We start from the raw sequence: 26,513 nt of genomic DNA, 5'->3' as shown, positions 1-26,513 counted from the left end.
CAATATGTATCATGCTTTCATCATACCATAATCAATTTAGAATTTCGAGATAGCGTGCATGACAATTTCCGAAGAGTGTTTAGCCGCAAGCGGTAAAAATTCATCGAAGCTGATGGACGATTCCTTACCTGCGATATCAGACAATGCACGGATGACGACAAACGGCGTTCCGAACTGGTGGCAAACTTGCGCTACAGCTGCTGCTTCCATTTCCGCCGCAATCATTGCAGGGAATTGCTCCTTTACAATTCCAACCCGCTTGGCGTCACTCATAAAGACATCACCGGAAGCGATCAAGCCGACAGCATGTGCATACTCACCGATTTCCTCCACTGCCTCTTTTGCAATCTGGATAAGTCTTTCATCTGCCGGGTAGGAAGCTGGCAATCCAGGTACTTGACCGATTTCATAACCAAAGGCTGTTGCGTCGACGTCATGATGTCTTACTTCGTCTGAAATGACGACTGTTCCAACATCAAGAGATTCTTTGAAGCCGCCCGCTGAACCTGTGTTAAGGACTACATCCGGCGAGTAGCTCTGAATAAGCAATGTCGTCGCAATTGCGGCATTCACTTTCCCGATTCCGCTTTTCACGAGTACGACATCATGGGAGCCGATTTTTCCTTCAATGAATTCACATCCCGCAATTGTTTCGATTTCCGAGTTCTCGATTTTTCCTCTTAAAATTTCTACTTCTTGCTCCATTGCTCCAATAATAGCTATTTTCATCTTTAAAATCCTCCGACCGAACTAGTGCAAGATGACACTGTTCAATATTCAAAATCCAATGTATTCAAGATGTCCATCTGAACAGGCTTCCAACCCTTTCCATCGACCCATTCAAGATTAACGCGGTACTTCTCTGATTTGTCCTTCGTCGATGCGATTCCAATCGACTTCTGAGGACCTCCGCCATTTTTAATTTTCCAGAAGATCAACTCTTCTTCTGGATGTCCAACTGCATATGAGATTGCATTCTTCTTCTCATTCCAATCAACGGATTCTCCGTCATACTTAGATTCATGGACACCCGTTTGAGTGGTGCCGATCGGTCGCCATCCAGGATTGATTACAGTCTCCTTAATGATTTCATCGTTGTCCGGAACAATCGTTACATTGCCAGACTCCTCTTCATCTTTAGCTTCTTCATCACTGCTGTCTGACCCGTTATCATTCTCACTTTCATTTGAAGACTGACCCTCATCGTCACTTTCCTCTTCACTTGCTTCGCTCGATCCATTTTCATCCTCGGATTCGGAAATAGAGTCATCTTCCGCATCTTGCGTCTCATCGGTGGATGAACCGGCATCATCGAGTACCTCTTCTTCAAGGGCACTCTCTTTTCCGTCATCATCATTATTGCCAATGATGATAGAAGCGCCGACAATAATAATGAGCACGACGACAAGGCCAATCATAATATTCAATAGCTGGTTGCTCTTGTTGCGCATTTTCTTACGATTCACACGCGAGTATCTAGGATCATTTCCTTTCATATATCCTTCCCCCTATCTTCTTGCTAAAGAGTAATGGCCGCCCTCAATTGAAGGCGGCCATTTAAGGTCACTTAATTTCAACAATAACGACCGACATTTCCCCACCAGGAGTCAAAATCTTCACTTCGTCGCCTTTACTGCGGCCAATCAAGCCTTTCGCAATCGGGGAATCGTTGGAAATCAACCCTTCAATTGGATTTGCTTCGGCAGAGCCGACAATTGTATATGTCTCCTCGTCTCCATCGGGCAACTCCTTGAATGTAACCGTTTTCCCTAGTTGAACTTCATCGGTATTCATTTCGTCTTCTGTAATGATGACAGAGTTACGGATCATCGATTCCAATGTAGAGATTTTTCCTTCTACAAATGCTTGGTCTTCTTTAGCGGAATCGTACTCCGAGTTTTCCGAAAGGTCTCCGTAGCTTCGTGCAATTTTGATGCGTTCCACGACTTCTTTACGTTTTACGGTTTTAAGGAATTCCAGTTCCTCTTCTAATTTCTTCTTACCCGATGCTGTCATCGGATACTTTTTCTCTGATACCATCATACAACACTCCTCATATTCCTGTTCATAAAAACACTATGCCGCTCCTGCAAGAGGTATGCGACATAGTCTTATTTATATTGAATTCTGACTTTATCATATTACAATTTCGTTCCAAATTCAAGAATTGTTTTTATTTTCGTGACCATCAAATCGATTGCAACTTCATTATGACCGCCTTCAGGAATGATAATATCCGCATAGCGCTTTGTCGGTTCAATGAATTGATTATGCATCGGACGGACTACTGAGAGGTATTGCTCTATGACCGATTCAATCGTTCTTCCTCGCTCATGAATGTCTCTCATTAGACGTCTAATGATGCGTAAATCTGCATCGGTATCGACGAAGAGCTTAATGTCCATCAAGTTACGAAGCCTTTCATCCTCAAGTACGAGAATTCCTTCCAAAATGATGACGTCTTTCGGTTCAATCGGTATTTTTCGGTCAGATCTTGTATGAAGCGAATAATCGTAAACCGGCTTTTCAATCGGCTCCCGATCAAGAAGCTTTCCGATATGATCAATCAACAGATCTGTATCGAATGCAAGCGGATGATCGTAATTCGTCCGCAATCTTTCTTCAAACTCTAAATGAGATTGGTCTTTGTAATAAAAGTCCTGTTCGATGACGACAACGGAGTGCTCCTTAAAGACGTCATAAATTCGGTGCGTTACACTTGTCTTTCCTGATCCCGAACCACCGGCGATACCAATGACAAGAGGCTTTCTTTTATCCATTTCTTTTCCTCCCACAAATTACAGGGATCTTGCTCAGTCCCTCTTTTTCACAGCAACCAGGATTCCATCGCCGACTGGCAGCAATGATGTTTCGTAATAAGGATGCTTCATGACCCATGAAGTGAATTCCTTCAAATTACGAATCATCGTCCGATTCCGTTTTGGCACTTCTTCATCAGGCAGCATCACAGCACCATGCATAAACATATTATCACAATAAATGATACCACCCTGCGCCAAATGCTCTGAGTATTTTTCAAAGAATCGTTTATATTGTCCTTTAGCCGCATCGATGAAAAGGGCGTCATACTTCAAGGAAGGAAGCGATTCATCTGGTAGGAGAAGGGCATCTCCTTCAATGATGGTAACCCTGTCCCCGAAACCGCTTCGTTCAATATATTCCACTGCGGATGCATAGCGCTCTTTGTCCCTTTCAATTGTAACGACTGAAGTTCCCTCTAATGCAGATACCATCCGGATAGCAGAATAGCCTATTGCGCTTCCGATTTCAAGTATAAACTTTGGACGCTGAATCCTAAGGAGGCCAATAAATGTTTCTATTCCGCTACGGTCCATTATTGGAATACGATTTTGCGCTGCGAACTCCTCCATCTCACGAATCAGCGAGTTATCTTCTTCCCGCAGTTCCGAAATGTAGGCTTCAATGTCTTTCATTCAAAGCACTTCCATTCTTTTGAATCACTTAATCAATATATTTTGCCCGATTTGCCAAGTGCTCATCATAGGTCTTCGCAAAGTGATTATTTCCTTCCTTGTCGGCAAGGAAATATAAATAGTCTGTAATAGAAGGATCCACAACAGCCTCTATCGAAGATTTACCTGCATTTGCAATCGGACCTGGAGGAAGACCAGTGTTTACATACGTATTGTATGGATCCTGGATTTCAAGATCCTCAAAAAGGACTCGATCCTTATGTTCACCTAAAGCGTATAGTACAGTCGGATCGGTCTGCAATGGCATGCCGTCATCGAGTCGATTATAAAACACACTGGCAATCGTCTCACGATCCGTTTTTGCAGTCGCTTCCCTTTCAAGCAAGCTGGCGAAAGTGAGTAGCCAATGAACCGATTTTTCATTGCTTTCAAGATAGGCAAAATAAGGAGTAATATTATCAGATGTTGCATCAAGCATCGTCGAAACGACTGTATCGACAGTCGGCTTTTCTTCATAAAACGGATACGTCGCAGGGAATAAATAACCTTCCAGTGGATATCTGACGTCCTCGCCCAAAATTTCTTCCGTGAGAATGTTCGGATACCTACCCATCAAATCGGAAATCGTTTGCTCATTATTGACGTAGTCCAAAAACTCTTTTTTCGGAATGCTTGTCCGTTTTTCAACGATTGCGGCAATCTGGTCCAACGTCAAGCCTTCGGGAATCGTCATCGTGAATACAGGCGTTCTATACACTTTCCCCGTTTTAAGGCTTTCAATCAACTCATCCAACGTCATCGCTTTTGTTAAGCCGTATGTTCCTGCCTGGAATTGCGATTCATTGTTGAACTTCGCGTAATATTTGAAGATCTTAGCATCCTTGATGAGACCTTTATCTTCCAACATTTCTGAAATGGAAGTCAACCCAGATCCAATCGGAACTTCCACTTCAATCACTTCTTCCGAGTTGGGATCGACAGGTTGAAGGGCTCCAGTTATGTATTTATAGACCGCTCGACCTCCGATCAAGCCACCAATGATGAGAACAAGCGCAACAACAAACACGATACGCCTTACTATCTTTACTTCTTTCTTCTGTTCTATCATTTTTTCAAACATTTGATCCTTTTTCGAACCATTATCCATTTAGCATCACCTCATTCCGAACAATTACTATTTATTTATAGGTCCATGGCAGTGAAAAAGACGGAATGGCCTGCACCATTCCGTCCGTGCACATATGGATTATTCTTCGTCTTCGTCTTCTGCAAGGAAAGTGTTTAACATCTCTTCGATCATGTCCCATTCCTCGTCAGTTTCAATCGGCAATAGCTCACCGTCTTCGTTGTCTTCAGAAGGAATGAAAGCAGAAGCATGAATTTCAACTTCTTCATCATCGCCTACTTCTTCTTCACCCAAAATATGATATAAGACGTATGATTTTCCAAAATCCTCTGATTCAAATGTGAAGATTACTTCACATACATGCTCCTCACCGTGCTCATCAACGACTGTCATTGTTTCTTGTCCATGTTCCATTCTATTCACCTCATCTATTTTTTGAATCAAGATACCCTTGAAGTATCATGACTGCTGCCATCTTGTCGATGACTGTCTTCCTCTTTTTCCTACTCACATCAGCTGCAATCAACATACGTTCTGCAGCCATCGTCGTTAGCCGTTCATCCCACAATATTACAGGATGGCCAAACGTCTCTTTCAACATGTCAGCAAACTTTTCGGATGCTTCCCCTCTCGGACCGACAGAGTTGTTCATGTTTTTCGGATAACCGACTACGAAAGAGGTGACAGCATATTCAGTTACAAGTTCCTGAATTCTGGACATGCCAAATTGGCCGGTACTTTCATCGATTTTAATCGTTTCGATGCCTTGGGCTGTCCACCCAAGTGCATCGCTGATTGCAATACCGACCGTTTTGGATCCTACATCCAATCCCATTACCCTCAATTCGTCTTACCTCCGTTTTCACGGATATAAAACTTCACCAGTTCCTCGAGAATCTCGTCCCTCTCCAGCTTTCGGATAAGGTTACGCGCTTCATAATGGCGAGGGATGTAAGCCGGGTCGCCTGATAATAGGTAACCGACGATTTGGTTGATAGGATTGTAGCCCTTGTCTTCCAGTGCTTTGTGCACATGAAGCATGACTTGTTTCACTTCTTGCTCCATCGATTCTTCAGGAAAGTTGAATTTCATCGTCTTGTCGTATGAATTCATAGTCGACACCCCGCTTTCCAATCGTCCGTTTACAAATCGGATACCTTTCCCACTTGCTCTATACCCGACATCCATTTCCGTTTAAACGGATTTGACATAATCATACACGGAATGAAGTGCTTCATCAAGTTTAGAAGTATCTTTCGCACCTGCCATCGCCATGTCCGGACGGCCTCCGCCCTTGCCACCACAGAGAGATGCTACATGATTGACGATTTTTCCAGCATGGAAGTTCCCATTTTTCAAATCTTCTGTAACTCCTGCTGCCAATAGAACTTTCTCATCCGCAGCAGCACCTAGAACGATTACACCTTTACTTACTTTTTGCTTTAATTCATCGATCATTTGGCGAAGTGCATTATTGTCCTTCACATCTACCCTTGCCGCTAGTACCGTCATATCGTCAACCTGTTGAGCAGTTGCGAGAATATCCGTAAGCTGACTGTTTCCTAGCTTTGCAGAAAGTGATTCATTCTCGCGTTGAAGCTCTTTCATCTCCGATAAAAAAGCACCAACTTTCGTCACAACATCTTTCGGATTAGATTTCAATAATGCTGCGGCATTTGTAAGAAGAGTCTCTTCATTTTTAAATGAATGATATGCCTCCTGGCCTGTTACCGCTTCAATCCTTCTCGTTCCTGCCCCGATGCCGCCTTCCGATTCAATCTTGAAGAGGCCGATAGTAGACGTTGCTGGAACATGGCATCCACCACATAATTCAATAGAATAATCTCCAACTGATACGACGCGGACGATATCACCGTATTTTTCGCCGAATAAAGCCATGGCACCCATCTCTTTAGCCTCACTGATCGGTTTTTGTTCGATTTGAACCGGAATATCTGCCCAAATCTTTTCATTGACGATCGCTTCGATTTTTTCTAGTTCCTCTTTCGTCACTTGCCCGAAATGGGAGAAATCGAAACGCAGACGGTCAGGACCGACATAAGATCCAGCCTGATTGACATGCTCTCCGAGGACCGTTTTTAATGCTTTATGAAGAAGATGTGTTGCTGTATGGTTTTTAATCGTCATCTTACGTAATTCCGGATTTACTTCTGCTGCTACTTCAGCGTTCTCAGCAACTTCTCCTGAACGAACAACAGCTGTATGCAAATGTTGACCATTCGGCGCCTTTTTCACATCTTTCACATCGATGATGAATGCATCATTCGTAACGATTCCTTTATCAGCAATCTGTCCGCCGCTTTCCGCGTAAAACGGTGTACGCTCAAGCATGAATTGGATTTCATCGCCTTCCGTAGCATGGGCAACCAATTCACCATTATGCAAAAGTGCAATAATTTTTGTCTCGCAAGATAATTGATCGTATCCGATGAATTCACTATTTTCATGGATATTGCCAAGCACTTCAGATTGGACGTGCATCGAATCGACATCAAGCCGTGCAGCTCTAGCACGTTTCCGTTGATTATCCATTTCTTCATCAAATCCAGCACGATCTACCGCGACGCCTGCTTCCTCGGCAAATTCCTCTGTCAGTTCGAAAGGAAAACCATATGTGTCATAGAGCTTAAATGCATCTGCGCCAGAAACGATCGTGTTGCCACTTGCTTTCGCTTTTTCGATAACGCCGTTCAAAATCGCCAATCCTTCATTCAACGTTTCATGGAACCGTTCTTCTTCATTCTTAATGACCTTCATAATGAAAGCTTCTTTTTCCTTAACTTGTGGATAGAAGTCTTGCATCACTTCCCCTACGACAGGAACGAGTTCATACATGAACGGCTTGTTGATGCCCAATTGTTTTGCAAAACGGACAGCGCGACGTAGAAGTCTTCTTAAGACGTAGCCTCTTCCTTCATTGGAAGGCAATGCACCGTCGCCGATCGCGAATGCAACAGTCCGGATGTGGTCTGCGATAACTTTAAACGCAGTGTCCTTTACATCATCCTTGCCATACTTTTCACCTGACACTTTTTCCACTGAATGGATGATCGGCATGAAAAGATCTGTATCAAAGTTCGTAGGCACTTCTTGGATGACTGAAGCCATCCTTTCAAGACCCATACCTGTATCAATATTTTTCTTCGGTAGTGGGGTGTACGTATGATCTGGATTATGGTTGAATTCGGAAAATACTAAGTTCCAAATTTCTAAATAACGTTCGTTTTCTCCGCCAGGGTATAATTCCGGATCTGAGAAATCGTCGCCGAAAGATGGTCCGCGATCGTAGAAAATTTCAGAGTTCGGGCCGCTCGGACCTTCTCCGATATCCCAGAAGTTACCTTCCAATCGGATAATGCGTTCTTCAGGGATGCCGATTTTGTCTTTCCAAATGTCGTATGCCTCATTATCTTCCGGGTGTACGGTGACAGAGAGCAATTCTGGGTCGAAGCCGATCCATTTTTCATTCGTTAGGAAGTCCCATGCGCGGATGATTGCTTCTTCTTTGAAGTAGTCACCGATTGAGAAGTTCCCGAGCATTTCGAAGAATGTATGGTGGCGAGCAGTTCTGCCTACATTTTCGATGTCGTTCGTCCGGATTGATTTTTGTGCATTGACGATACGCGGATTTGTTGGGACTACACGTCCGTCAAAATATTTTTTTAGTGTTGCGACGCCGCTGTTGATCCAAAGAAGTGATGGATCGTCGATTGGGACTAGTGGTGCTGATGGCTCTTCGCTATGGCCATGCTCTTTGAAGTATTCAAGAAACATTCTTCTAATTTCAGCTGCTGTTAATTTTTTCATGAGTAATCCTCCTTAAATTTGAATACATAATGATTTTCTGGCTCCGCCGGTGCTCCCAACGCTTCGCTTTTGGTCGCAAAAGCCGTTCTTCGTTACGGCTTTCGCTCCAGGCGGACGCTTTCCAATCGAACCACGAAGAGTTCGATTTGCCGTATTTCTGCGTTTTTTGCAGAAATTAAGGCAGCCGTTTTGGCATTCCTGCTCGTAACGCTACGCTTTTACTCGCAAAAGCCTTTCTTCGTGACGGCTTTCGCTCCAATCCTAGATGACGAATCTTTCACTCCAACTAAAATAAATAAAGTGAAAATAAAAAAATCCCCGCCCCTGTACAAGGGACGAAGATTTTTCGTGGTACCACCCTAATTTACCGACGGAAAGCCGGTATCTCAAGAAGCCTTAACGCGGCTAACGGCAAGTGTTAGTTGCTCTCAGGAGTAGCTTTCCGGCAAATGGCCATGGGAATCCTTGCAGCCTAGGGATTCCTTTCTGAGCATGGCGATAGGCGTACTTTCTCCGTCATCGGTTTTTCTATGATACTTTGGATTATAGGGAATCCCCGTCCCCGTGTCAATCCTTCGCTTCCAGAAAATCAAAAGGAGTGACACCTTGCATACCGATCATCGGGTCGATTCCGAAAATCGTCTCCATCGTCAGCCTATACTCTTCCGGAATTTCCGGAGTTTCGCTAACAGCTTCGATCGGTTCAGCTTGTGGCTCATCGTCTTGCGGAGCTTCTATGGTCTCTTGATGGTTTTCGAGAGTGGATTCCTTTCGCAGCCGGTCTTTCAACGTCGTCTGCCGTTCCAGCTCATCCGTCCGGTTAATGCCGATTTTGAATTCTTCCGGCTCACCACAAAGAATTAGAAAGTTTCTAGCCCTTGTTATGCCTGTATATAAAAGATTTCTCCGAAGCATTTTCCTATACCCTCGAACTATTGGCATGACGACAATAGGAAATTCACTTCCTTGGGACTTGTGGATTGAACAGCAATAAGCGAGCGTAATTTGATTCAGATCATTACGCTCATACTCCACTTCGATTCCATCATAAGAAACAATGAGCAATTCCTTTTTATCGACTGTCTCCTTCGCCTTAATGATGGAAATGACTTCTCCCATATCGCCGTTGAATACGTTGCTTTCGGGTTGATTGACAAGCTGTAGCACTTTGTCTCCAATTCGATAGACGACATCACCAAAGATGACTTCTTTCCGGTCAGGCCCAGGCGGGTTTACCATCTGCTGGATCATCTTGTTCAATCCATCAATGCCTGCTGGTCCTTTATACATAGGAGCGAGCACTTGAATGTTTCTAATGTGGTGACCTTTCGAAACGGCGTTTTTCACGACCTGCTCCACCACTTCAAGTATTTGGTCTCCGTTTGCTTTTATGAAAGAGCGATCTGTCGTTTTTCTAGTGACATCATCAGTCCACTTTGCGTTCTTAATCATATGAGCCATTTCAATGATTGTCGATCCGGCGCTTTGTCGATAAATCTCAGTCAATTCAACGACCGGAATCTTTTCCGAGTCAAGCATATCCTTTAACACTTGGCCAGGACCAACAGGTGGAAGCTGATCTTGGTCGCCGACGAATAATACTTGGATATCATCATGTAAGGCTTTCAGCAGCTGATGTGCAAGCCAAGTGTCGACCATAGACATTTCATCGATAATGATAAGCCGGCCTTCCACTTCTCTACCGACTGCATCATCCTTTTCCTGTCCATTGAATCCGAGAAGCCTGTGGATAGTCATTGCAGGCAAACCTGTCGATTCAGACATCCTTTTCGCCGCTCGTCCAGTAGGAGCTGCTAACACGATCGGAAAGGTCTCTTCTTTATCCACATAGAATTTCGGGTCAAGTGATAGGCCGTGAAGCTCTGCATACACTTCCACTAAACCTCGGATGACAGTCGTTTTCCCTGTCCCAGGTCCACCTGTTAAAATCATTACAGGTGAATGGAGCGCTTTTTCAATGGCGGCCACTTGGGTTTCAGCATAGCTGACGCCAAGCCTCTCTTCCGCCTCGCCAATCGCCTTTCGGATTTCAGATACCGGAAACTTGTCGGAAAGATCATTCTCCATAATTCTTTCCATTTTAGAGGCGATGCCAATTTCCGAAAAATAAAGTGAAGGAATGTAAAGCCTTTTTCCTTCTCCGCACAGCTTACTCTCCTCAACCAATTCAATGATACTTCGGGAAATATTGTCGAATGGCACTTCTTCTGATTGGCTAGTTTCAAGCAACCGCTTCACTTCTGGCAGTACTATCTTTGCCTCTAAATAGACATGCCCAGCGGACTGAACTCCTTGGTTCATCGTATGAAGAATTGCGGCTTTTACTCGTGATGGATGTTTGCCAGTAATTCCGAGCTGTCTTCCCAATTCATCAGCCCGTTGAAATCCGACTCCCTCTACGTCTTCGATCAGCCTATATGGATTTTCTTTCAGCAGCTCGATGACTTCCTCCCGATACGTCTGGTAAATACGCATCGAAAGCTGGGGACCGAAACCCCACTCATTCAACTGGACCATGCTTCTTTCCAACCCGAGGTTTTCCTGAAGAACGGTGACGAGGGTCTCTTTCCGATCTTCCGACAGTTTTGGAACACGATCAAGCACATCAGGGTTTTCGAGAATCTGTTTAATGGCATCTTTGCCTAATGTTTTCACGATAGTGTCGGCAGTTTTCCTTCCGATTCCAGGAAAAAGATCACCGGATAAGTAATGGACGATTCCCGTTTCGGTTTCAGGCATTTCTTTGGTGAACGTGTGGACATCGAACTGCTGCCCATAAGTCGCATGATTGACAAGTCTTCCCGTCAATCTATAGTCGTCTTCGTTCGCCAAAGGAGGAAAATTTCCTTTAATGACAATTTCCTTATCCCCATAGCCACTATTCGTTTTACTTATTTTCATTTTCACAATGGAAAAGAGATTATCAGGATTATGGAAAATAGTGACGACTGGCCGTCCAACAATAAAAATCGCTTCATTATTTCCTTTTCCTTCAGCCATACAGATCACCGCCTTACGTTTCACCCATTTTAGACATTAACCCAATTTGATCATATCGAAAATATACCGTGCTTGTGTATAATCAGGTTCAATCGTGAATGCCTTTTCCAAATGGAAAAGTGCATCATCCTTCCGATCGGTTGAGACCGCATAAAGGACACCTAAATTATAATGGGCATCCGCATTCTCTTTATCTTTCTCTATGACAAACGATAATTCCTTCCTCGCTTCTTCAAAGAGCTCCATTTCCGCTAGTAAAATACCGTACGCTAAACGTATTTCTAAATCATCCGGCGCTAACTCTGCCGCTCTTTGAAAATACGGCAAAGCGAGCTTTGGATTGTCTGACTGTTTCAGGCTCTTTCCAAGCATGAAAAAAGCATCCGCTTCATTCAGACCTGCGTGAATCGCCTTTTCATACAATTTTGCTGCCTCTTCGAATCTCTCATTCGTATAATAAAGGTTTCCTAATCCATAAAGCGCGGAACCCGCGTTTTCATCCAAACTGATTGCTTTTTGGAAAAACCGTTCTGCCCTCTCTGTATCACCGGCTGAAGCGAAGACATTCCCAAGATTAATATAGCCGACCGGATTCTCAGGTTCCTGCTCTGCGGCTTTCATGAACGCTTCAATAGCCTTTTCGTATTCCCCTTCTTGCAGGGCTTTGATTCCTAATTCATTGTGTTCCATAATGTTTCCTCTCATCCTACATAATCTAATTGCATGCCATTTTTTATTACTTTATCGATCGTTCCTCCACCTAGACATTCTTCGCCATCATAAAAGACGACTGCTTGTCCCGGTGTGATTGCTCTAACAGGTTCAGCAAATATGACATTTGCATTGCCATCGCCTGTTAATTGAACCGTGACTTTCGTATCCGGCTGACGATAGCGGAATTTCGCTGTACATTCAAAAGTAGTAGGCATTGTGCGTGCAGTAGCAAAACCAATGTTAATAGCCGTCAAGCTATCGGAATAAAGTGCGTCATGATGGAATCCTTGACCAACGAGCAAAGTATTTTCCTTTAAGTCTTTACCGATGACAAACCATGGATCACCTGCGCCGCCAATCCCTAGCCCATGTCGTTGACCGATCGTATAATACATCAGGCCATCGTGTTTGCCGACCGTTTTGCCGTCCATTGTTTTCATTGCTCCTGGTTGAGCAGGCAAATATTGCCCTAGGAATTCCTTGAAATTCCTTTCCCCGATAAAGCAAATGCCTGTGGAGTCTTTTTTCTTTGCAGTCGATAGACCCGCACGTTCAGCAATTTGTCTCACTTCAGATTTCTCAAGACCACCAATTGGGAACATGACTTTTTGCAATTGCTCTTGTGATAATTGATTGAGGAAATAAGTTTGGTCTTTGTTTTCATCTTTTCCTCTAAGCATCGCAACACCTTGATCCGTTTCGACGACTTTCGCATAATGCCCTGTCGCTAGAAAATCCGCGCCGAGACTCATCGCATGGTCGAGGAATGCCTTGAATTTAATTTCTTTATTGCACATTACATCAGGGTTCGGAGTTCTCCCTGCTTTATATTCCTCTAGGAAATATGAAAAGACCTTGTCCCAATATTGCTGTTCGAAATTAACGGCATAATAAGGAATGCCGATTTCATTACATACGCTGATGACATCTTCATAATCTTCGGTTGCTGTGCAAACGCCGAATTCATCGGTATCATCCCAGTTTTTCATGAAAATGCCGATAACATCATATCCTTGCTCTTTTAATAGAAGAGCCGCGACAGATGAGTCCACTCCACCGGACATCCCGATGACTACCCGTGTTTCGGCAATTGGTTTATTTGTAGTTCTCATAGTATTCATCCTTTATCTTTTCATTTCACAAGACGCTTAATAATTTGTGTTGTTTTCATCGCTGCTTCGCGGATCGACTGTTCATCAAGTCCAAGACCGAAGCTGAAACGTACCGAGTTCCTCAGTTTTGGTGAATCGCTTCCCCACATTGCAGATAATACATGCGACGGTTCCAATGATCCCGCAGTGCATGCAGAGCCGCTCGATACCGCGATGCCCGCCATATCCATGTTGACGAGTAACGATTCAATTTCAGTTCCAGGAAAGCTGATATTCACAACATGCGGAAGTCGATCAACTTCATCCGCATTTACTTCGAAATCAATTCCTTCTTGACGGAAGATGTCAGTCATGATTGTTTTATATCGATTATATTTTTGATTGTTATTTTCAATTTCATTTCTAGCTATTTTTATAGCTTCTGCAAAACCTACAATGGCAGGGACATTTTCAGTACCTGCGCGTCTTTTTCGCTCCTGTTCTCCACCAAATTGAAGCGGAGTCGTCTGGAACCCTTTTCGTTGGTACAGGAAGCCGACGCCTTTAGGTCCATTCAATTTATGGGCAGAGACGCTTAGAAGATCAACTTGCAGTTCATGTACATCCAACTCCATAATTCCGAATGCTTGAACAGCGTCGGTATGGAAGACAGCTTGATGATCCTTGACGATTGCGCCGATCTCTTTAATCGGTTGAATCGTGCCGACTTCATTGTTGCCGTACATAATTGTAACGAGCACTGTTTGATCGGTCAGCGCATCGGCAACTTGTTCAGCACTTATCCTACCGTTTTCATCAACGGGCAAATACGTCACTTGAAAACCGCTTTTCTCCAACTCCTTGCACGAATTTAAAACAGCATGGTGTTCAATCGCTGTCGTAATAATATGATTCCCTTTTTCCTTCATGGCAGCGGCAGTACCAAAAACCGCAATATTATCGGCCTCTGTTCCTCCAGATGTGAAAATGATTTCATTCGGTTCGGCATGGATTGCTTCTGCCATCGTCTTGCGTGCGTCATCCAGCAATTTTCGGGAATTACGTCCAAAGCTATGGATGCTGGAAGGATTGCCGAAAACTGTATCCATCGCATTCATATAAACCGCACTTACTTCTGGATGGATCGGAGTAGTGGCGGCATGATCCAAATATATCGTTTGCATAATAAAACTCCTTTACTGATTAACTTCAAATGTAGAACATATATCCATCAAGATCAGTCGATTCATCCGATTCCACCAAATCTTTGATTGTCGTTGTATCTAGAACTTCGCGTATAGCGTCACCGATACGATTCCATAACGACTGTTGCGGAACTTTGTCGTCTTCGATTCCTTCTACGACCTGGATAGGGCCTTCGAGCAATCTGATTACGTCACCCGCGGTAATTTCGCCCGGTGGCTTTGCAAGTTTATAGCCGCCATAAGCACCGCGGACGCTCTTTACTATGCCGCTATTTCGTAATGCTGGAATGAGCTGCTCCAAATATGCTTCCGACAAATTATGCTCTTCAGCAATTTTTCGTAATGGCAACGGCCCTTCCCCGTACTTCTTCCCAAGTTCCACAACTACAGTCAGACCATATCGGCCTTTCGTAGAAATTCTCATATATAACCAACGTCCTTTTCTCGTCCATTTCACTTAGAAATTCATCGATTCACTTCAAAATATTATAGCATACCTGCCGTCAGGCTTCCTTCAAATGACTTCGGGCTTAACGTCGTGTATAATAGTGGAACGGATGTACGGGGGAGTGATTTGATTGCATAATGAACCGTTAGCGTTTCGCATGAGGCCTAAAAACATAGATGAAGTTGCAGGACAGCAACATATAATTGGTAAAGAAACGGCGCTTTATCGGATGATCAGCAAAGGACATGTCCCTTCTATGCTGTTATACGGAGAGCCGGGAATCGGAAAGACATCATTGGCATATGCGATTGCAGGTACGAGCCACTTGCCATTCATTGCATTGAACGCGACAGTGTCAGGGAAGAAGGATGTCGAGGATGTCGTTGCAGAGGCTCGGATTACAGGTAAAGTCATACTGTTCCTTGATGAAATCCATCGTTTCAATAAATTACAACAAGATACGCTGCTGCCTCATGTCGAAAAAGGATCAATCATCCTTATCGGCGCGACAACTGAAAATCCTTTTCACGATGTGAATCCGGCCATCAGATCTAGATGCGGTGAGATTCTTCAATTGAACCGGTTAGAGCCTGAAGACTTGGTCAAATTGCTTGAACGCGCATTACACGATGAAGAGCGTGGCCTAGGTAAAATGACGATAGCGATGACGGCTGACCAAATTCGTAAAATTGCAGAAGGCGTGAACGGTGATGCCAGAAAAGCGCTAACGTTATTGGAATCCATCATTTCTGCAAGCGATGAAGAAGAAGGCAAGATTGTTGTCGAAAACTGGCTGATCGATAATTTAATCGGGAGAATCGGGCTTGTCGGGGATAAAAAAGGATCGCATCATTATAATTTGCTATCCGCCTTGCAGAAATCGGTGCGTGGCAGTGATGTAAATGCCGCTATTTTCTATTTGGCCAATTTACTTGAGACAGGAGACCTCGTAGCGGTGTCCCGCCGCCTGCTCGTCATGGCGTATGAAGATATCGGCTTGGCAGCACCGGAAGTTGGCCCGCATGTGCTTGCTGCAACCGAGGCAGCTGTCCGGCTAGGAATGCCGGAAGCGCGAATTCCATTGGCGAACGCTGTCATTGAAATGTGCCTTGCCTCCAAATCGAATTCTGCATATAAGGCGATCGATTCTGCAGTGAAAGCGATCAACGAAGGAAAAACGGGAGATATCCCTCTTCACTTGCGGGATACTCATTATGCGGGAGCGGCTGAGCTTGGGCATGAGGGATACCGTTATCCTCACGACACGCCTGTCGGCACATTTGGTGGATGGGTAAATCAGCAGTACTTGCCGGATAAAATTAAGCAGGCAGAGTTTTACGAGCCGGTTATTGCGGGAGAAGAGAAACGACTGGCAGGCATTTATGAACGGCTGAAGGAATTTAAAAAGGAAAAATAAAGCATAAAAAGAGCACCCTCCTCACCGATGAAAAACGAGGATGGTGCTCTCATGTTATAAAATATACTTATCCATTTTGAGGACGAGCTCAGTAATTTCCGGTTTACTTACTTGATCATTAGCACCGACACTGATTCCCTTATGTTTCAGTTCGTCAGTGATCAATGATGAAAAGATAATTACCGGAAGCATCGCCAGTTCTTTGTTCGCACGGATTCTCTTCGTGAAATGGTGCCCATCCATTTGAGGCATTTCAATATCTGTAATGACAAGTTGGATTTCATCGGTCACCTTTTTACCATCATCGATCAAATTCTCCAAAAACGCTAACGCGTCTTTACCGTTTTCAAAGAACTCAATATTACCGTAACCCGCTTCTGTCAAAGTGTCGTTTAATAATTTCCGTAGCAACGGAGAATCTTCTGCTATGAGAATCTTTTTATTAGACCGTTCCCTTACGCCTAGCTTTCTGACTTCTTCGACTTGAATTCCGCTTTCCGGATTGATGTCAACGACGATTTTTTCAAAGTCCAAAAGTAGAAGCATGTCATTTTCACGTTTGATGACACCGATTACTTGGGAAGCGTCCCCAGCGTACAGATCTGCCGGTTTTTCAATTTGATTCCATGATACGCGATGGATTTGTGCAACTTCATGGACATGGAAAACGACTTCTTGCTTATTGAAGGCGGCGACGATGTATTTTCCTTCGTTTTTGCCGATTGTTTGTGGCAGCCCCATTACTTTTTCCATATTGACGACGGGAAGGACTGCCCCTCTGAGCTGAATGATCCCTTCGATGGATGGATGGGCGTGTGGGATGATTGTGATCGGTGTAGGAAGAATGATTTCTTTCACTTTGATGACGTTGATTCCGTAGCGGTTATCTCCCATTTGGAATTCAACGATTTCGAGTTCGTTCGTTCCGCTTTCGAGTAAGATTCCATCCTGTTTTTGCAATGGTTTCAATCCTTCCAATTTATATATTATAATGCATAAGTTTCATGAATTTTGACCTACTACATGATTGTATCAGGTGGAGAATGTTGGAACAAGGGAAAAATCAACAAATTGAAAATCGCCAGAACGGCTCCCTTTCCGCGGGTGTCGCCTTTTCTGACGATTTTCTAGAGAGAAATAAAATAAAAAACGACACAGGAAAGAATCCTATGCCGATCATTTAAATTATCTTAACAAGTAACCACGCTCTATCTTACTTCTTGTCCTTTACTCTTTCGATGTGAATGTCTTTTACGATGTCGTTGAGTACCCAGCTTGCGCAGACTAGACCTGCGACGGAAGGGACGTAGGAGTTTGATGCAGGTGGCATTTTCGCTTTGCGAATTTGCGCATCCGGGTTTCCGACTGTGTCGGCGACGTCTTCTCGGATGACGATTGGACTTTCATCAGAAAATACGACAGGGACTCCTTTTTTGATTCCTTCCTTTTTCAATCTGAGTCTAATCACTTTTGCGATTGGGTCGGTGTGCGTTTTAGAAATATCCGCTATTTGAAAACGGGTTGGATCTAGTTTATTTGCAGCACCCATGCTTGAAATGATTTTGATGCCTCGTGAAACACATTCTTTAATTAGATGGATTTTATAGCTGATCGTATCTGATGCGTCGATTACGTAATCCGGTTTGTAACTGAAAAATTCTTCGTACGTATCTTCTGTGTAGAACATATGAAGACCGATCACTTCGCAATCTTTGTTCACATCATGGATCCGTTCTTTCATCACTTCAACCTTTGACCGGCCGATCGTCGACAATGTTGCTACGAGCTGACGATTGACATTCGTAATGTCTACTGTATCTTTATCAATAAGAATAATCCGGCCGACGCCACTGCGAGCGCAGGCTTCTGCTGCAAATGAACCGACACCGCCAACGCCTAGTATAGCAACAGTCGTTTGACGCATTAAGTCGACGCCTTCCTTGCCTATAGCCAGTTCATTCCGGGAAAATTGGTGCAACAATGGTATTCCGCCTCTCCGTATATAAGTCAATATAAAACCCCTCCGCAGGACGCCAGAGGGGGATATAGTCTACCAAATGTTTGTAAAAGAATAGAAACGAATCCCGAATGTGCCGTCTTTGTAGTATCGTTTTGAACCCGCACTCAGCAGGTGGGTGCTTCATCAGTCTCTTCTGAAGTCCCTTACTAGGGCATTCCATCCAAGCCAGAATGAAAGCTCCCTACGATAAATATGTTCGGTCAAAACTGATTTGCAAAAAACGTACACTTCAGGATTCGTATTACTTGTATCCTATCATACATAAGAATTGCGTTCAACGATTTTACTTCCGCATTTTATTACATTTTTATTTCAATAGCTTGTCCATTCTACTTATTTCGACTGGATAGAAATCCCCAATTCGGAAAGTTGTGCGCTATCTACACTACTTGGCGCTTCTGTCAGCAGGTCGCTTGCACTTGCAGTCTTCGGAAATGCAATCGTATCACGGAGATTTGTCGAACCGGATAATAACATGACGATTCGGTCCAATCCAAATGCGATTCCGCCATGCGGAGGAGTCCCATAATCAAAAGCATCAAGCAAGAATCCGAATTGCTCGCGCGCTTCTTCTCCAGAGAAACCGAGCGCTTTGAACATCTTTTCTTGAACGTCGCGTTGATAGATCCGCAACGATCCACCGCCGAGCTCATAACCATTTAAAACAAGGTCATACGCTTGCGCCTTGACATCGTTAGGATTAGCTTCAAGGCCATCGACATCAGCAGGCATTGTGAATGGGTGATGGGCAGCAAAGTATCGTCCTAGCTCTTCGTCGTATTCGAATAAAGGCCATTCAGTCACCCAAAGGAAATTGAATTTCGTTTCGTCAATGAGATCCAACTCTTTGCCAAGTTTTAATCGAAGTGCTCCTAATGCATCGGCGACGACCGATTTCTTATCCGCCACGAATAATAAAAGGTCTCCTGCTTCTGCTTCAAGGGATTTCGCCAAGACTTCTCCCGCTTCACTTTCAAAGAATTTTGCAATCGGTCCTTTCAAACCTTCCGCATCAACTTTTAGCCAAGCTAGCCCTTTAGCTCCATAACGGGATGCAAACTCTCCAAGTGCATCGATATCTTTACGCGAGTAATTGTCCGATGCGCCTTTTACATTGATTGCCTTCACTTGCCCACCAGATTCGACTGCCCCTGCAAATACTTTAAAGCTAGAATCCTTCACGATTTCAGACACATCTTGCAGTTCCATTCCGAAACGAGTGTCCGGCTTATCTGAACCGAAACGTCCCATTGCCTCATCATATGGCATACGCTTGAACGGAATTTCTATATCGATTCCTTTAACGTCTTTCATAACTTTTTTCATTAGACGTTCGTTCAATTCCATAATGTCTTCGATTGACATGAAGCTCATTTCCATATCGATTTGGGTGAATTCAGGCTGACGGTCTGCACGAAGATCTTCATCGCGGAAACAACGTGCAATTTGATAATATCTATCGAAACCGGACACCATAAGCATTTGTTTAAATAATTGCGGAGACTGCGGCAATGCGTAAAATTCACCGGGATGCACACGGCTCGGAACTAGATAGTCTCTCGCCCCCTCCGGTGTTGACTTCGTCAAAATCGGAGTTTCAACTTCGAGGAACCCTTCCCCATCCAAGAAATTACGAACCGTTTTTGTAATGTCGGAACGCATTTTGAATACTCGTGCTAGTGCCGGACGACGGAGATCCAAGTAACGGTATTTCAACCTAAGCTCATCATTGACATCCGTTTCGTCTTCTAGCATGAATGGAGGGGTTTTCGCCTCATTGATAATGCGCAATTTTTCTACATGCACTTCAATCGAGCCGGTTTTCACTTTCGGGTTTTTCTGCTTCTCTTCACGCTCAACGATTCTTCCTGTCACTTCAAGAACATATTCATTGCGCACTGTTTCGGCGATTTCAAGCGCTTCTTTAGAGAAATCCGGGTTGAAAACGACTTGAACAATCCCTTCACGGTCCCGTAGATCAATGAATATGAGGCCTCCAAGATCTCGTCTTTTCTGTACCCAGCCTTGTAATGTAACTGTCTGGCCAATGACTTCCTCTGTCAAATGTCCGCAATAATGTGTCCGTTGCATATCGTTCATCAACCTTCCTTAATTCAACTGTTCTTTTATTTTTCCGATGATGCTTGTGTCTTCAATCGTTTCTTGGGAACCGTCGGCCATATTTTTCAGTTGTACGACTTTTCCTTCAACTTCTTCTTCACCGATGACGATGACCGCTTTCGCGTTGAAACGGTCTGCCGATTTCATTTGAGCTTTCATTTTCCGATCCATATAGTCCATGTCAGTACGAATGCCGGCATTCCTTAATTCGTTCAATATTTTGAAGCCTTTCCGGTGCGCCGATTCTTCGAGAGTGACGATATAGACGTCGAGTTCAGCTTCCTGTGAAAACGACTTCCCTTCTGCTTCAAGTGCTAGCAAAAGGCGCTCGATGCTCATCCCGAAACCGATGCCGGGAGCGGATGGTCCGCCGATTTCTTCTGCAAGACCATTGTATCTGCCTCCACCGCAAAGTGTCGTAATTGCACCGAAGCCTGCTGCAGTGCTCATAATTTCAAAAGCGGTGTGATTATAATAATCGAGTCCGCGAACTAAATTCGGATCAAGTTCATACGAAATGCCGATCTCATCCAAATAGCCTTTCACTTGTTCAAAATAAGCCGCTGACTGTTCATTCAAGTAATCGGCCAATGATGGCGCAGTATCCATCAGAGGATGTTCGCGATCCACTTTGCAGTCCAGAATGCGGAGTGGGTTTTTCTCTAGTCTTGATTGGCAATCGTTGCAAAACTCTCCAATATGCGGAGTAAAGTGTGCAACGAGAGCATCCCGGTGAGCGTTTCTTGATTCACGGTCTCCTAACGAATTAAGGACGAGCTTTATATCCGTTAAACCCGCTCGCTTATAAACACCCATCGCTAAAGCAATTACTTCGGCATCGATTGCCGGATCCGCACTGCCAATCGCTTCTACACCGAACTGGACGAATTGACGATATCTTCCCGCTTGCTGGCGCTCATACCGGAACATCGGACCTTGATAGTACAGTTTTACAGGCTGATCTGGATAGCCGAACATTTTATTTTCGACGAATGAACGTACAACCGGCGCAGTCCCTTCCGGACGGAGGGTCATCGAGCGATTACCCCGATCCGTGAACGTGTACATTTCTTTCGTCACAATATCGGTAGTATCCCCAACCGTTCGTTGAAACAATTCAGTTTGTTCGAAAATAGGTGTACGGATTTCCTTGTAACGGTATTTGTCACATACGTCACGAATGATCGATTCGACCTGTTGCCATTTCCACGATTCGGAAGGCAAGATATCTTGCGTTCCTCTTGGCACTTTGAAATTCATTTGACTTCCCCTTCTTTCGCTTTTTCTGAACCAGGAGAACAAAAAAAGCCCCCATCCCTTGTTTACACAAGGGACGAGAGCTTATGTCAGCTTCCGCGGTTCCACCCAAATTGGCACAAAATACATGCCCACTCGTACCCGGATAACGGCCGGTTCCGTCCATACCTACTGAAAAAAATTTGTTCAGCATGGAGCCTCAATGGTGTTGTTCACTATATCCGTCTGTAGAATGGATTTCAGCCACGTCCATCCCTCTCTTGTCAGCCTGCAATACAGTTACTTTCCATGTCTTCGGCAAATAGATGTTTTGAATTAAACATAATCTTAATCATTCAATCACGAAGTGTCAACCTTTTTTCATTTCATTGTGGTTTTTTCTTCACAAAACTTCTACAATGGAAAAAAGGGAGAGTGATAGATTGTCGAAATTTAGCAAGTGGATTCTAGCTATCATCCTTTTCGCTTCGATTGTTTGTGAGATGCCTACAATTTCTGCTCAAGGCGAAACAGTCATCATCAATACGAAATCCCTAAATGTCCGTTCAGGTCCAGGTCTCACCTATCAGGTAACCGGTTCTATGAAAAAAGGGGAACGAGCAGAAGTGCTATCCACTGCAGGCGATTGGCATGAAATCAAAATCGGAGCGGGTACAGGATGGATTGCTTCATGGCTTGTTGTCAACGAAGGAGCTACGAAGCAAACGGCAACGAATGCCGTATCGAAAGTGAATGCCTTGAACATCCGGACCGAGCCTTCATTAAACGCAGCGGTCATCGGACAAATGAATGCCGGTGAAGAGGCAGTGATGACAGGACGTCAAGGTGAATGGGCTTCCATCTCCAAAAATGACGTTGACGGATGGGTACATACTGATTACATCACTGAAATTCAACAGAGCGCAAAGGGACAAGCCGGTACAGAAAATAAGCAGCCGGAAGTGAAGAATCCCGGGCAATTTACAGTATCTGTCGATGCGCTGAATGTCAGAAAAAATCCAGACTTATCATCTAAGAGAGTCGACTTAATTCATAAAGGGGAATCTTACCAAGTCGAAGAAACTGATGGAAACTGGGTCCGTCTTTCTTTAGGAAAGAAATCCTCCGGTTGGGTGTATTCATTCCACGGAACATTGAGTGCAAAAAGCACAGCCGGCGGCAAAGCGACAGCTAGCAATAAACAAGTTACTGTATTAACGAATGGTACAAATTTAAGATCTTCTGCAACGACTTCATCGTCAATCGTCACAAGAGCGAATGCCGGAGAGAAATTAACAGTCGTCAGTGAAGACGGCGATTGGTACAACGTTTTATTATCTTCCGGGGAAACCGCTTATATTGCCAAGTGGGTCGTTTCAACAGGTAACGTGGCGCAGGTGGAACGTACTGACGATAAGAAGAATACAGCTAGGGCACCAGGCACGTTAAACGGTCTCACAATCGTTGTTGATGCGGGTCATGGAGGCAATGACCGCGGCACTACCGGAGCGCGAGGAACAGACGAGAAGCTATTGACATTGGCGACTGCAGAGCTATTGTCTGCAAAACTAAAAGCTGCAGGTGCCAATGTCGTCATGACGCGTGAATCAGACACGTACATTTCTCTTCGCAAACGCGTTTCCATCAGCCAGCAATCAAATGCCGATGCATTCGTCAGCCTTCATTATGATGCTAATCCTGATACATCGATCACTGGATTCACAACGTATTACACGCATAGCAATCAAAAATCGTTGGCATCTTCTATCAATGAAGGACTAGCCTCGACGATTAACTTGCGCAATCGCGGTGCGCAGCCGGCCAACTTCCTAGTATTGCGGGAAAATCGTCAAAATGCTGTTCTCATCGAATTAGGTTTTTTATCGAATCCGTCCGAGGAACGGATTCTGACAACCGAAATGTTCCGTGAACAGGCAACACACGGAATTTATCAAGGTCTGCTTGATCATTTCGATGCAGAATGACTTGCAACACCATGGGATTTGAAATTCCATGGTGTTTTTTTATTGTGGAATTATGCCTTTGCATTAAAAATCGCAGCCCGGTTTTACCAGGGCTGCGATTTAATCATTTCGATTCAACTATTATCGTTACAGGACCGTCGTTGACGAGGCTTACATCCATCATAGCGCCGAATACTCCGGTTTCCACCTTCAAGCCTTGCTGGCGGAGCGCATCGTTGAAATAATTCCATATTGGTTCTGCCTTTTCTGGTCTTGCCGCTTCGATGAAGCTTGGGCGACGGCCTTTTCTTACATCACCATACAATGTGAATTGGGAGACGGAAAGAATTTCGCCTTCCACTTCGTCGATGGCACGGTTCATCTTCCCTTCTTCGTCCTCCCATAAACGAAGGCCAGCAATCTTTTTCGCAACGTAGTCCGCGTCCTGCTCCGTATCCTCGTGCGTTATTCCGACAAGGAGGACGTATCCTTTCAAGATGGAACCGGTCACTTCGCCGTCAACAGTTACAGAAGCATTTCTGGATCTTTGTAAAACAACCTTCATGCAAACACCTTCCTGATTAATGAATCACCCGCTGGACAGAATAGATGTCGCGTATTTGTTTAATCCGGTCGACAATTCTATGCAAATGGGCAATATCCATAATTTTAATCGTCATACTTATCTTCGCAAGCTTATCTCGATCCGCTTTTCCGCTCACAGCGACTATTGGCGTTTTCGTATCCGCCACCATCATCATCACTTCATTCAGAAGGCCTTGGCGGTCAAATGCGGAAATCTCGATATCGACTTGGAATTCCTTGCGTTCATTGTTCACGCCAACCGACCATTCTACATCAATGAGCCGATCATTATCTTCATCGGTGAGGATATTCGGGCAATCTGCGCGATGTACTGAAACGCCACGGCCTTTTGTGATGAAACCGACTATCTCGTCGCCAGGAATCGGATTGCAGCATTTTGAGAGTCTGATGAGCAAGTTCTCAAGACCTTTGACGATAACGCCAGATTCTGTCGTTCGTATTTGCTGCGGCATTTTCATGTCAGATACGATTTTATCGATCGCGTCCTGTTGGTCGCGCTCCCGGCGAATCTTCTCCGCAAGCCTGTTGACGACTTGCTGCGCCGTGATGCCATTGGAACCAACAGCTGCATACATGTCCTCTTCTGAAGTAAAGCTGAATTTGTCGATGGCCCTTTGAATGTTTTCAGGAGTGAGGACGGCTTTCGGGTCGAATTCCTGCAGCTTCACTTCTTTTTCAACTAATTCAGAGCCTTTAATAATATTCTCTTCTCTCAGCTGCTTCTTGAAAAATTGACGGATTTTATTTCTCGCTTGTGATGTATTCGCTATTTTCAACCAGTCACGACTCGGTCCGAATGATTGCTTTGATGTGAGAATTTCGACAATATCACCTGTGAATAATTCCGTATCCAACGGAACCATTTTCCCATTCACTTTAGCTCCGATTGTCCGATTTCCCACTTCCGAATGGACCCGGTAGGCAAAATCGATTGGGACTGATCCTTTCGGGATTTCAATGACATCTCCATCCGGCGTAAAAACATACACCATATCCGAAAATAGATCGAATTTCAATGATTCCATGAATTCCTCAGCATTGGAGGATTCATTTTGGAATTCAAGTATTTCTCGGAACCATTTCAGCTTAGAATCAATATTATCCGGCTTCTCTGATACGGTTTTCCCCTCTTTATACGCCCAGTGTGCCGCTACCCCATATTCAGCTATCCGGTGCATCTCCTCAGTCCGGATTTGAACCTCGAGCGGATCTCCCGCCGGTCCGACTACCGTCGTATGGATAGATTGATAAAGGTTCTGTTTTGGCATAGCGATATAGTCTTTAAACCGTCCCGGCATCGGTTTCCATAACGTATGGATAATTCCAAGCACCGCATAACAATCCTTGATGCTTTTGACGATGATGCGGATAGCTAAAAGATCGTAAATTTCATTGAATTCCTTATTTTGAAGAATCATTTTGCGGTATATGGAATACAAATGTTTCGGCCGACCATTGATTTCAGCTTCAATGCCCATTTCTGCTATTTCCGCACGAATCGTTTCCATCACATTCAATAAATACTTTTCTCGTTCGTCCCGCTTTTTCTTCATCATATTGACAATCCGGTAATATTGCTGCGGATTCAAATAACGCAGGGCAGTGTCTTCCAGTTCCCACTTAATTGTGGAGATTCCGAGCCGATGTGCAAGCGGTGCGAAAATATCGAGAGTTTCAGCCGCTACTCTCCGTTGCTTTTCCTCAGGAACGTGTTTCAATGTCCTCATATTATGGAGACGGTCCGCTAGCTTGATTAGAATGACTCTGATATCTCTCGCCATCGCGATGAACATTTTGCGGTGGTTCTCTGCTTGTTTTTCCTCGTTCGATTTGAATTTCAGCTTTTCCAGCTTCGTCACGCCGTCGACGAGCATCGCCACTTCTTCACCGAAGTCACGTATGATATCTTCACGGCTTACGTCGGTATCTTCCACGACATCATGGAGAAATCCTGCGGCGACAGTGGAAGGATCCATCTGCAATTCTGCTAAAATGCCAGCTACTTGAATAGGGTGAAGAATATATGGTTCGCCCGAACTTCTGAACTGCCCTTCATGAGCAGCCTCTGCTGCCTCATACGCCTTTTTGACGAACGCGACATGCTGTTCATTCATATATGAGGCAACGATTTCAAATATATCTTCTGCCGTCATGTCACGATTTTTCGCCATTTTTCTACTCCTTTCGACTAATTCCGCAAAAAATTAAAGATAATTCTATTGTATGTATAAACAGATAAAAATGTAAAGCCCTTAGAACAA

At 44.2% G+C, this 26,513-nt stretch carries 24 protein-coding genes, 1 other RNA gene and 1 other annotated feature; of the genes, 3 read left to right on the top strand and 22 right to left on the bottom strand.

All coding sequences use genetic code 11. The annotated features are described in order from the left end of the window. Positions 1-36: 36 nt before the first annotated feature. The 15 genes from mtnN to cymR all read right to left on the bottom strand — a co-directional run bounded on the left by mtnN (position 37) and on the right by cymR (position 14,864). Positions 37-729, bottom strand: coding sequence for a 5'-methylthioadenosine/S-adenosylhomocysteine nucleosidase (gene mtnN, locus AC0L13_RS07480; protein ID WP_473645473.1), 693 nt, complete (start codon positions 727-729; stop codon positions 37-39). A gap of 41 nt (positions 730-770) precedes the next feature. After that, complete coding sequence (locus AC0L13_RS07475; protein ID WP_473645471.1) at positions 771-1,496, bottom strand: YrrS family protein; 726 nt, start codon at positions 1,494-1,496, stop codon at positions 771-773. A gap of 67 nt (positions 1,497-1,563) precedes the next feature. Continuing rightward, complete coding sequence (gene greA, locus AC0L13_RS07470) at positions 1,564-2,040, bottom strand: transcription elongation factor GreA (RefSeq protein ID WP_473645469.1); 477 nt, start codon at positions 2,038-2,040, stop codon at positions 1,564-1,566. A gap of 101 nt (positions 2,041-2,141) precedes the next feature. After that, complete coding sequence (gene udk / locus AC0L13_RS07465; RefSeq protein WP_473645467.1) at positions 2,142-2,780, bottom strand: uridine kinase; 639 nt, start codon at positions 2,778-2,780, stop codon at positions 2,142-2,144. 33 nt (positions 2,781-2,813) lie between these two features. Further along, positions 2,814-3,455: an O-methyltransferase gene (locus AC0L13_RS07460; RefSeq protein ID WP_473645466.1), complete on the bottom strand. Its 642-nt coding sequence runs from the start codon at positions 3,453-3,455 to the stop codon at positions 2,814-2,816. Positions 3,456-3,483: 28 nt separating this feature from the next. Beyond that, on the bottom strand, positions 3,484-4,602 hold the full coding sequence (gene mltG, locus AC0L13_RS07455; RefSeq protein ID WP_473645464.1) for an endolytic transglycosylase MltG: 1,119 nt from the start codon (positions 4,600-4,602) through the stop codon (positions 3,484-3,486). A gap of 99 nt (positions 4,603-4,701) precedes the next feature. Beyond that, positions 4,702-4,995, bottom strand: a complete 294-nt coding sequence (locus AC0L13_RS07450; RefSeq protein WP_381445312.1) for a DUF1292 domain-containing protein — start codon at positions 4,993-4,995, stop codon at positions 4,702-4,704. Positions 4,996-5,005: 10 nt separating this feature from the next. After that, on the bottom strand, positions 5,006-5,425 hold the full coding sequence (gene ruvX / locus AC0L13_RS07445; protein WP_473645461.1) for a Holliday junction resolvase RuvX: 420 nt from the start codon (positions 5,423-5,425) through the stop codon (positions 5,006-5,008). After that, entirely contained in the window at positions 5,422-5,694 is a 273-nt protein-coding gene (locus tag AC0L13_RS07440) for an IreB family regulatory phosphoprotein (RefSeq protein WP_060206092.1), read from the bottom strand. Before AC0L13_RS07440 ends, ruvX begins: the two co-directional genes overlap by 4 nt. Positions 5,695-5,775: 81 nt before the next feature. Further along, positions 5,776-8,409 (bottom strand): alanine--tRNA ligase, encoded by a 2,634-nt coding sequence (gene alaS, locus AC0L13_RS07435; RefSeq protein ID WP_473645459.1) that lies wholly within the window; start codon positions 8,407-8,409, stop codon positions 5,776-5,778. Positions 8,410-8,976: 567 nt separating this feature from the next. Beyond that, positions 8,977-11,430, bottom strand: a complete 2,454-nt coding sequence (gene recD2 / locus AC0L13_RS07430; protein WP_473645457.1) for an SF1B family DNA helicase RecD2 — start codon at positions 11,428-11,430, stop codon at positions 8,977-8,979. A gap of 36 nt (positions 11,431-11,466) precedes the next feature. Then, complete coding sequence (locus AC0L13_RS07425; RefSeq protein WP_473645455.1) at positions 11,467-12,120, bottom strand: tetratricopeptide repeat protein; 654 nt, start codon at positions 12,118-12,120, stop codon at positions 11,467-11,469. An 11-nt stretch (positions 12,121-12,131) separates the two neighbouring features. Beyond that, positions 12,132-13,256 carry a tRNA 2-thiouridine(34) synthase MnmA gene (gene mnmA / locus AC0L13_RS07420; RefSeq protein WP_473645453.1) on the bottom strand — a complete coding sequence of 375 codons (1,125 nt, stop codon included), beginning with the start codon at positions 13,254-13,256 and terminating at the stop codon, positions 12,132-12,134. Positions 13,257-13,276: 20 nt separating this feature from the next. Next, positions 13,277-14,419 carry a cysteine desulfurase family protein gene (locus AC0L13_RS07415; RefSeq protein ID WP_473645450.1) on the bottom strand — a complete coding sequence of 381 codons (1,143 nt, stop codon included), beginning with the start codon at positions 14,417-14,419 and terminating at the stop codon, positions 13,277-13,279. Positions 14,420-14,444: 25 nt separating this feature from the next. Further along, positions 14,445-14,864: a cysteine metabolism transcriptional regulator CymR gene (cymR, locus tag AC0L13_RS07410; protein WP_440501645.1), complete on the bottom strand. Its 420-nt coding sequence runs from the start codon at positions 14,862-14,864 to the stop codon at positions 14,445-14,447. Between the two features lie 154 nt (positions 14,865-15,018). Between cymR and AC0L13_RS07405 the strand changes: the two genes are divergently transcribed. Continuing rightward, on the top strand, positions 15,019-16,305 hold the full coding sequence (locus tag AC0L13_RS07405; RefSeq protein WP_473645447.1) for a replication-associated recombination protein A: 1,287 nt from the start codon (positions 15,019-15,021) through the stop codon (positions 16,303-16,305). 54 nt (positions 16,306-16,359) lie between these two features. On the opposite strand, the gene AC0L13_RS07400 is transcribed toward AC0L13_RS07405, so the two are convergent. Beyond that, complete coding sequence (locus AC0L13_RS07400; RefSeq protein ID WP_473645445.1) at positions 16,360-17,265, bottom strand: chemotaxis protein; 906 nt, start codon at positions 17,263-17,265, stop codon at positions 16,360-16,362. Positions 17,266-17,351: 86 nt separating this feature from the next. Between AC0L13_RS07400 and AC0L13_RS07395 the strand changes: the two genes are divergently transcribed. After that, positions 17,352-17,489, top strand: a complete 138-nt coding sequence (locus AC0L13_RS07395) for a hypothetical protein (RefSeq protein WP_473645443.1) — start codon at positions 17,352-17,354, stop codon at positions 17,487-17,489. Positions 17,490-17,518: 29 nt separating this feature from the next. Here the strand turns inward: AC0L13_RS07395 and AC0L13_RS07390 are convergent, their stop codons facing one another. The 4 genes from AC0L13_RS07390 to hisS all read right to left on the bottom strand — a co-directional run bounded on the left by AC0L13_RS07390 (position 17,519) and on the right by hisS (position 21,706). Then, complete coding sequence (locus tag AC0L13_RS07390; protein WP_473645441.1) at positions 17,519-18,286, bottom strand: tRNA threonylcarbamoyladenosine dehydratase; 768 nt, start codon at positions 18,284-18,286, stop codon at positions 17,519-17,521. Positions 18,287-18,382: 96 nt separating this feature from the next. Next, positions 18,383-18,564, bottom strand: a non-coding RNA gene (gene ssrS, locus AC0L13_RS07385) — 6S RNA. A gap of 94 nt (positions 18,565-18,658) precedes the next feature. Then, positions 18,659-20,416 carry an aspartate--tRNA ligase gene (gene aspS, locus AC0L13_RS07380; RefSeq protein WP_473645439.1) on the bottom strand — a complete coding sequence of 586 codons (1,758 nt, stop codon included), beginning with the start codon at positions 20,414-20,416 and terminating at the stop codon, positions 18,659-18,661. 18 nt (positions 20,417-20,434) lie between these two features. Then, positions 20,435-21,706 (bottom strand): histidine--tRNA ligase, encoded by a 1,272-nt coding sequence (gene hisS, locus AC0L13_RS07375; RefSeq protein WP_473645437.1) that lies wholly within the window; start codon positions 21,704-21,706, stop codon positions 20,435-20,437. Between the two features lie 66 nt (positions 21,707-21,772). Continuing rightward, positions 21,773-22,007 (bottom strand) — a binding site (T-box leader). Between the two features lie 118 nt (positions 22,008-22,125). Here hisS and AC0L13_RS07370 point away from each other — a divergent pair. Beyond that, entirely contained in the window at positions 22,126-23,667 is a 1,542-nt protein-coding gene (locus AC0L13_RS07370; RefSeq protein ID WP_473645435.1) for an N-acetylmuramoyl-L-alanine amidase, read from the top strand. A 103-nt stretch (positions 23,668-23,770) separates the two neighbouring features. Here AC0L13_RS07370 and dtd read toward each other — a convergent pair whose 3' ends face one another. Then, positions 23,771-24,211 carry a D-aminoacyl-tRNA deacylase gene (gene dtd, locus AC0L13_RS07365; protein ID WP_473645433.1) on the bottom strand — a complete coding sequence of 147 codons (441 nt, stop codon included), beginning with the start codon at positions 24,209-24,211 and terminating at the stop codon, positions 23,771-23,773. Between the two features lie 16 nt (positions 24,212-24,227). Next, positions 24,228-26,423, bottom strand: coding sequence for a RelA/SpoT family protein (locus AC0L13_RS07360; RefSeq protein WP_473645431.1), 2,196 nt, complete (start codon positions 26,421-26,423; stop codon positions 24,228-24,230). Between the last annotated feature and the right edge of the window lie 90 nt (positions 26,424-26,513).

Source organism: Sporosarcina sp. QA0331 (genome assembly GCF_055808055.1).
This window is presented reverse-complemented; position numbering and strand designations above follow the sequence as displayed.